The 7,954-nt window shown below is 66.2% G+C and carries 7 protein-coding genes and 1 pseudogene; 3 read left to right on the top strand and 5 right to left on the bottom strand.

Annotated features, from left to right (window positions below; translation table 11 throughout):
* The 5 genes and pseudogenes from FHR94_RS17645 to FHR94_RS17625 form a co-directional block, all read right to left on the bottom strand.
* Nucleotides 1-104 (bottom strand): annotated as a pseudogene (locus FHR94_RS17645) (electron transfer flavoprotein subunit beta/FixA family protein); the annotation flags it as partial.
* A gap of 226 nt (nucleotides 105-330) precedes the next feature.
* Nucleotides 331-1,512: an acyl-CoA dehydrogenase gene (locus FHR94_RS17640; RefSeq protein WP_183327764.1), complete on the bottom strand. Its 1,182-nt coding sequence runs from the start codon at nucleotides 1,510-1,512 to the stop codon at nucleotides 331-333.
* 41 nt (nucleotides 1,513-1,553) lie between these two features.
* Entirely contained in the window at nucleotides 1,554-2,696 is a 1,143-nt protein-coding gene (locus FHR94_RS17635) for an acyl-CoA dehydrogenase family protein (RefSeq protein ID WP_183327762.1), read from the bottom strand.
* A gap of 9 nt (nucleotides 2,697-2,705) precedes the next feature.
* A complete protein-coding gene (locus tag FHR94_RS17630) occupies nucleotides 2,706-3,902 on the bottom strand; it encodes an acyl-CoA dehydrogenase family protein (protein ID WP_183327760.1) in 1,197 nt (398 codons plus the stop codon).
* On the bottom strand, nucleotides 3,899-4,327 hold the full coding sequence (locus FHR94_RS17625; RefSeq protein ID WP_183327759.1) for a hypothetical protein: 429 nt from the start codon (nucleotides 4,325-4,327) through the stop codon (nucleotides 3,899-3,901). Before FHR94_RS17625 ends, FHR94_RS17630 begins: the two co-directional genes overlap by 4 nt.
* A 268-nt stretch (nucleotides 4,328-4,595) precedes the next feature.
* Between FHR94_RS17625 and FHR94_RS17620 the strand changes: the two genes are divergently transcribed.
* From FHR94_RS17620 to badI, 3 genes are read left to right on the top strand one after another with little or no spacing between them, the layout of a single operon-like run.
* Nucleotides 4,596-6,248 carry a cyclohexanecarboxylate-CoA ligase gene (locus FHR94_RS17620; protein WP_183327750.1) on the top strand — a complete coding sequence of 551 codons (1,653 nt, stop codon included), beginning with the start codon at nucleotides 4,596-4,598 and terminating at the stop codon, nucleotides 6,246-6,248.
* Nucleotides 6,249-6,306: 58 nt separating this feature from the next.
* Nucleotides 6,307-7,074: an SDR family NAD(P)-dependent oxidoreductase gene (locus FHR94_RS17615; RefSeq protein WP_183327748.1), complete on the top strand. Its 768-nt coding sequence runs from the start codon at nucleotides 6,307-6,309 to the stop codon at nucleotides 7,072-7,074.
* 46 nt (nucleotides 7,075-7,120) lie between these two features.
* The gene (gene badI, locus FHR94_RS17610) at nucleotides 7,121-7,906 is read left to right on the top strand and encodes a 2-ketocyclohexanecarboxyl-CoA hydrolase (RefSeq protein ID WP_183327746.1); all 786 of its coding nucleotides are present in this window, start codon (nucleotides 7,121-7,123) and stop codon (nucleotides 7,904-7,906) included.
* Nucleotides 7,907-7,954: the final 48 nt, after the last annotated feature.

Below are 7,954 nucleotides of genomic sequence, written 5' to 3'. Positions count from 1 at the left end.
AGGGCCATCTTGACGTTGGTGAGGTCGACGTCGGAGTGGTCCGGCTTGACCCGGATCTTGACGTTGTAATCGATGACGCGTTTGACCGCGACGAGGATCTTCATGGGTGCTCTCCCCTTACCTTGTGTTGTTGCCACTAACAGCGCCTTCCACAATCGGTGGGCTTTTCCGTCGGCAAGCCTTCGCGAGGGCGCTGTGAACCCCTCCCTGGGCGCTACCTTTGCCATCCATGGCAAAGGACCCTCGCTTCACCTTGCCCCCGGCGCCCACCGAGTGAGCGCTTGGCAATGAGCTTAAGGACGATCGGCTCAGCTGCTGGATGAAAAGCGCCTAACAGAAGGCCTGGATGCCGGTCTGCGCCCGACCGAGGATCAGGGCGTGGACGTCATGGGTGCCCTCGTAGGTGTTCACCACCTCGAGGTTGACCAGATGGCGGGCCACCCCGAACTCGTCGCTGATGCCGTTGCCGCCCAGCATGTCGCGGGCCAGCCGCGCGATATCCAGCGCCTTGCCGCAGCTGTTGCGCTTCATGATCGAGGTGATCTCCGAGGCGGCGATGCCCTCGTCCTTCATGCGCCCCAGGCGCAGGCAGCCCTGCAGGGCCAGGCAGATATCGGTCTGCATGTCGGCCAGCTTCTTCTGGATCAGCTGGTTGGCGGCCAGCGGTCGGCCGAACTGGTGGCGGTCCAGGGTGTACTGGCGGGCGGTGTGCCAGCAGTCCTCGGCGGCCCCCAGCGCGCCCCAACTGATGCCGTAGCGGGCCGAATTGAGGCAGGTGAAGGGGCCCTTGAGGCCGCGTACCTCGGGGAAGCGGTTCTCCTCGGGCACGAAGACGTCGTCCAGGACGATCTCGCCGGTGATCGAGGCGCGCAGCCCGACCTTGCCATGGATGACGGGCGCGGAGAGGCCCTCCCAGCCCTTCTCCAGCACGAAGCCGCGGATATCGCCCTCGTCATCCTTGGCCCACACCACGAAGACATCGGCGATGGGGCTGTTGGTGATCCAGGTCTTGCTGCCGGTCAGGCGCCAGCCGCCCTCGACCCGGCGGGCGCGGGTCACCATCGAGCCGGGGTCGGAGCCGTGATTGGGCTCGGTGAGGCCGAAGCAGCCGATCCACTCGCCGCTGGCCAGTTTGGGCAGGTACTTCTGTTTGGTCGCCTCGGTGCCGAATTCATTGATCGGCACCATTACCAGCGAGGACTGCACGCTCATCATCGAGCGGTAGCCGGAATCGACGCGCTCGACTTCGCGGGCAATCAGCCCGTAGCAGACGTAGTTGAGGCCGCTACCGCCGTATTCCTCGGGAATGGTGGCGCCCAGCAGGCCGGTCTCGCCCATCTCGCGGAAGATCGCCGGGTCGGTCTGCTCATGACGGAAGGCCTCCAGCACGCGGGGCGCGAGCTTGTCGGCGGCGAACTGGGCGGCGCTCTGCTGCACCATGCGCTCTTCGTCGCTGAGCTGCTGATCGAGCAGCAGCGGGTCTTGCCAATGGAAAGCGGGCATCTGGGACATGTCGAAGGTTCCTGTGCTTGTCGTTATGGGGCTGTCGTTTTTCAGCTGGCCTCGAGGAGGTCGGCATAGGCCTTGAGGTGATGGTCGTCATCGCCGAAGCGATGGCCGAGCATCACCAGGTGGCGGGCATGGTGGGCGAGGCTGTACTCCCAGGTCATGCCGATACCACCGTGGAGCTGGATCGCCTGCTCGGCGATGAACTGGGCGGCGCGCTTGACCACGTGCTGGGCGGCGATCAGCTGGCGGCTGCGCTCGACGCTTGCCGGCTCGTCGGCCACGCAAGCGGCGAGGATCGCCATGGAGGTGGCCAGCTCCAGCTCGGTGGTCATGTCCACCATGCGGTGCTGGAGCACCTGGAAGCGGCCGATCGGCTTGCCGAACTGCTCGCGGGTCTTGAGGTACTCCAGGGTCAGCTCACAGGCCTGCTGCATGCTGCCCACCGCCTCGGCACACTGGGCCGCCATGGCGCGTCCCCGCTGATGGTCCAGCGCCTCGAAGGCCTCACCGGCGTCGCCCAGCAGGGCATCGTCGGCCAGCGTCACGCCATCGAGGGTCAGGTCGCAGGCCCAGGGCCCCGCCATGGTGGGGTAGGCGCGGCGCTGCACGCCGTCCGCGGCGGGGTCGACCACAAACAGCGAGAGGCCGTCACATTCGCCGGGCTCCCCCGCGGTGCGCGCCACCACCAAGATGCGATGGGCGGCCTGGCCACCGATCACCACCGACTTGCGGCCCGACAGACGCCAGCCGTCGGTCACTCGCTCGGCGCGGGTCTCGGTCCACGCGGAGCAGTAGTGGGTACGCGGCTCCTCGGTGGCCACCGCCAGGCGCAGCTCTCCGGCAGCCAGCGCCGGCAGCAGCGCCTCGCGCTGGGCATCGCTGCCCAGCGCCTGCACCAGCCCGCCGCCCAGCAGCTGGGACTCCAGGAAGGGCTCCAGGCAGAGCCCGCGGCCCAGCTCCTGCATCACCACCAGGTGATCGACGCCACTGCCGCCCATGCCGCCGTGAGCCTCGTCGATGGGCACCGCCAGCACCCCGAGCTCGGCCAGCTGGCCCTGGAAGGCCTCGCTGAAGCCCGGCTCGCTGCGCTGCACCTGATCGCGGTGCTCGAAGGTGTAGTGTTCCCTGACCAGCCTGGCCAGCATGTCCTGCAGCATCTGCTGCTCGTCACTGAGTGAAAAGTCCATGGTGGCCTCCTATAAGCCCAGCTGGGCCTTCGCCAGGATGTTCTTCTGGATCTCGTTGGAGCCGCCGTAGATCGACAGCTTGCGCAGGTTGAAGTAGTGGGCGGCCGGGGTGACGCTGTAATCGGCATGCAGCGGCTCGCCGTCATGCTCGAGCGCCATCTCGTCGGCCAGGAATGGCAGGGCGTGGGGCCCCAGCACCCGACGGGCCAGGTCGCTGATCGCCTGGCGAATCTCGGAGCCGGTGATCTTGAGAATCGAGCTCTCGGCGCCGGGTACCCCACCGGCCTGGGCCCGGGCCAGGATGCGCAGGGTACTCATCTCCACCGCCATCAGGCGCATCTCCACCTCGGCGATGCGCTGACGCAGCAGCGGGTCTTCCAGGGCCGGGCGGCCGTCGATCACCTCGCGGGAGGCGATGGCCTTGAGGTGGGCCAGCGCGGCCTTAGAGATGCCGACCCCCGCCTGGCCGGTACGCTCATGGGTCAGCAAGTACTTGGCGCAGGTCCAGCCATCGTTCTCCTTGCCCACCAGGTTCTCCACCGGGACGCGGACGTTGTCGAAGAACACCTCGTTGACCTCGTGGGCCCCATCCAGAGTGATGATCGGCTGCACCGAGATCCCCGGGGTGTCCATGTCGATCAGCAGGAAGGAGATGCCGGCCTGGGGCTTGGCCTCGGGGTCGGTGCGCACCAGACAGAAGATGCGGTTGGCGTGCTGGCCCAGGGTGGTCCAGGTCTTCTGGCCGTTGACGATGTAGTGATCGCGCTCGCGCACCGCCCGGGTCTTCACGGCGGCCAGGTCGGAGCCGGCCCCCGGCTCGGAATAGCCCTGGCACCACCAGTCGGTGCCGTCAAGGATGCGCGGCAAGTAATACGCCTTCTGCTGCGGGGTGCCGAACTTGATGATCACCGGTGCGACCATGTTGACGCCGAAGGAGATCAGCCGCGGCGCCCCGTGAGCCGCACACTCCTCCTCGAAGATATGCTTCTCCACCACGCTCCAGCCGGTGCCGCCATATTCGACCGGCCAGTTGGCGGCATACCAGCCGCGGCGGTTGAGGATCGCCTGCCAGCGCTGGTGGTCCTCCTTGGAAAGCTTCTTGCCAAGGCGCACCTTGGCGGCGATGTCATCGGGCAGTTCGGCCTTGAGGAAGGCCCTCACCTCATCGCGAAAGGCCAGTTCCTCGTCGCTGAATCGGATCTTCATGCTGTGCTCCCTCGAGAGTCGTCGTGGCGCGCCCCGTTCGGGCGGGCCCTGTCATGCTTGCGGGCCAGAAAGGCCTCCACCTTGGCCTGACGCTGGGGCGAGTCGCGACAGGCCACGAACAGCGCGCGCTCGCGGGCAAGCGCCGCGTCGAAGGGCTCGAGGAGTGCTGCCTCGAGCGCCTCGATGACCCTGACGGGGGCCGGCTCCTCCACTTCGCTGGCCGGAAGGGCGTGGCGCCGCTGGGCCAGCCAGGCACGGGGATCGGCGGCTTCGGCCTGGATCGGCAGCTCTCGGGTGCGGCGCGCCCCTCCGGCGGCCAGCGCCTCGCCCAGCGTCTGCCTGTCGTCTTCCGGTGTAGTCGCCGGAGCGGTGCGATCGATCAGGCCGCAGTTGCCGTTGCGAGTCAGGGTCACGGCGTGGTTCATGGCATGTTCTCTCCGGAATTGTTGTGTTCAGCCGAGTCGTGTTCAGCGGTAACCAGCAGGCCGATCGCCCTTTCATGACAACTACTTGTCATCAACATGGCCAAGTCTTGCCTATCTTCTTGCATTTGAGCCTAGACTCACAAATAAAAAAAGACAAGTAGTTGACATAATTTTTGGCCTGGCCTAGCTTTCTCAACAGGTGCACGACAACGGCGATGCCAGCTACCACGCCACGCACCCCAACAACAACGCACATTCAGGAGCTTGTATGGCTATCGAGACAAACCTGACGCCAGAGCGCAGAAACGCCATGGTCGAGGCGGGGGCCTGGAATGACCAAACCATTACCGACTACCTGGACGAGGCGGTGGCCTCCGGCGGCGATCGCGCCGCCATCATCACCTACCAGATGGCCGAGGGTAGCCGCGCCGAACTCAGCTATCAGGAGCTGAGTGACAGGGTCACCCGCATGGCGGCAGGCCTCGCCGGACTCGGCGTAGAGAAAGGCGACGTGGTCTCCTGCCAGCTACCCAACTGGTGGCAGATGACCGCCCTGCACCTGGCCTGCGTGCGCATCGGCGCGGTGCTCAACCCGCTGATGCCGATCTTCCGCGAGCACGAACTAGCGTTCATGCTCGGCCTGGCCGAAAGCAAGGTGCTGGTGGTTCCCCGGACCTTCCGCGGCTTCGACCACGCCGCCATGGCCCACGGCCTGAAAGACGAGCTTCCCACCCTTCAGCATGTGCTGGTCATCGACAGCGAGGGCGAGGACAGCTTCGAGAAGGTGCTGCTGGCACGTGCCTGGGAAGAGGAGACCGATACCGCCGCCCTGTTCGAGTCGCGCCGCCTGTCGGGCGACGACGTGGTGCAGATCCTCTATACCTCCGGCACCACCGGCAAGCCCAAGGGCGTGATGCACACCTCCAACACCCTGTTCAGCAATATCCGCCCCTTCGCCGAGCGACTAGGGCTGAAGGAGAGCGACACGACCTTCATGCCCTCCCCGCTGGCGCACCAGTTGGGGTTCCTCTACGGCCTGATGCTGCCTGTCTACCTCAAGGCTACGGCGGTGCTGCAGGACACCTGGAAGCCCGAAGAAGCGACGCGCATCATTCGCACCGAGCAGCCCAGCCTGATGCTCGGCTCGACCCCCTTCCTGGCCGATATTGCCGAACAGGCCCTCGACCACGGTCCGGATCTGCAGTCGCTGACGCGCTTCCTGTGTGCCGGCGCCCCGATTCCCAGCCCCCTGGTGGAGAAGGCCGCGAAGCACCTGCCGACCCGGATTCTCTCCGCCTGGGGCATGACCGAGAACGGCGCGGTGACCACCACCCTGCCCGACGACGACCCCGAGCGGGCCGTGCATACCGACGGCGTGCCGCTGCCCTATGTGGAGCTCAAGGTCACCGACATGGAGGGCAGCCCACTGCCGGCCGGCCAGGAAGGACCGCTCTACATGCGCGGCGCCAGCCTGTTCGTCGGCTACTTCAAGCAGCCCGAACTCTACGGCGTGGATGACGAGGGCTGGTTCCCCACCGGCGACCTGGCACGCCTGGATGAGCAAGGCTATGTGCGTATCACCGGGCGCTCCAAGGACGTGGTGATCCGCGGCGGGGAGAACATCCCCATTGTCGACATCGAGAACACCCTCTATCAGCACCCCAAGATCCAGACCCTGGCCCTGGTGGGCAAGCCCGACGAACGCCTCGGCGAGCGGCTATGCGCCTACGTGACCCTCAAGGAGGGCGAGGAATCGCTGACCCTCGAGGAAGTCTGCGCCTTCCTGACCGAGCGCAAGGTGACCCGCCAGTACCACCCGGAGTTCCTGGAGGTGCTCGACGAACTGCCGCGCACCCCCTCCGGCAAGATCCAGAAGTTCAAGCTGCGTGAGCAGGCCAAGCAGAACACCCCGAACCGCTGAGGCACCGCTTCAGCAGACGACACGACCTCAAGACATCCCCAGCAGAGTGGAGACAACAATGAAAGGATTGAATGGAAGGACCGTTATCGTGACCGGCGGCGGCGGCGGTATCGGCCGTGCGGTGTGCCAGCGCTTCGCCGAACATGGCGCCAAGGTGGCAGTGCTCGACCGCGACGAGCAGGCGGCTCAGGCCACCGTGGACGCCATTAGCGCCACCGACGGCCAGGCAAAAGCCTATGCCGCCGATATCACCGACTACGACGCCATCGTTTCCACCGTGGCGAGCATCGAGCAGGATCTGGGCACGCCTACGGTGCTGGTCAACAACGCCGGCTATGACCGCTTCATGCCGTTCCTCAAGACCGAGCCGGCCATGTGGGAGTCGCTGATCGCCGTCAACCTGACGGGTGCGCTCAACATGCACCACGTGGTGCTGCCGAAGATGGTCGAGGCCGGCGGCGGCCGGGTGATCAACATCGCCTCCGACGCCGCCCGGGTCGGCTCCTCCGGCGAGGCCGTCTACGCTGCGTGCAAGGCCGGCCTGATCGGCCTGAGCAAGACCCTGGCCCGCGAGCTCGCCAGCAAGAACGTCACCCTCAACGTGGTCTGCCCCGGCCCCACCGATACCGCGCTGCTCAAGGGTGTGGCGGATACCGCCCGCGACCCGGAGAAGCTGCTGGAAGCCTTCCGCAACGCCGTGCCCATGCGCCGCATCGGCCAGCCTGAGGACTACCCCGGCATCATCACCCTGCTCGCCAGCGACGAGGCCAGCTTCATCACCGGCCAGGTGGTCAGTGTGTCCGGCGGCCTGACCATGGCCGGCTAAGCCACTTGCTACCTCACTCTCAGTCTTGAAACCCAGGAGCTCCAAGATGAACTACGAAGATATCCTCTATGACGTCACCGACGGTGTTGCCACCATCACCATCAACCGTCCGGACCGCTACAACGCCTTCCGCGGCCAGACCTGCATGGAGCTGCTCGATGCCTTCAACCGCGCCGGCTGGGACAAGTCGATCGGCGTGATCGTGCTCACCGGGGCCGGCGACAAGGCCTTCTGCACCGGCGGTGACCAGGGCGCCCACGAGGGGCAGTACGACGGTCGCGGCATTATCGGCCTGCCGGTCGAGGAGCTGCAGACCCTGATCCGCCAGGTGCCCAAGCCGGTCATCGCCCGGGTCAACGGCTTCGCCATCGGTGGCGGCCATGTGCTGCACGTGGTGTGCGATCTGTCCATCGCCGCCGAGACCGCCATCTTCGGCCAGGTGGGTCCCAAGGTGGGGTCGGTGGACCCCGGCTTCGGCACCGCCTACCTCGCCCGAGTCGTCGGCGAGAAGCGCGCCCGGGAGATCTGGTACCTGTGCCGTAAGTACACCGCCCAGCAGGCCATGGACTGGGGGCTGGTCAACGCCGTGGTGCCGCCGGAGCAACTCGACGAGGAAGTGCGCAAGTGGTGCGACGAGATCCTCGAGAAGAGCCCCACCGCGCTCTCCATCGCCAAGCGCTCCTTCAATGCCGACAGCGAGAACATCGCCGGCATCGGGGCACTGGGCATGCAGGCCCTGAGCCTCTACTACGACACCGAGGAATCGAAGGAGGGCGTGGCGGCCTTCAAGGAGAAGCGCAAGCCGGAGTTTCGCAAGTATTACAACAAGTGATGCCGGTTCGGCGTTGACGCAAGCCGCCGGTTCGGCGAACCGGCGGCC

The sequence above is a fragment of the Halomonas cerina genome (genome assembly GCF_014192215.1).
GTDB lineage: Bacteria > Pseudomonadota > Gammaproteobacteria > Pseudomonadales > Halomonadaceae > Halomonas > Halomonas cerina.
Note: the sequence above shows the minus strand (reverse complement) of the source record. Positions and strands in the feature narration are given on the sequence as shown.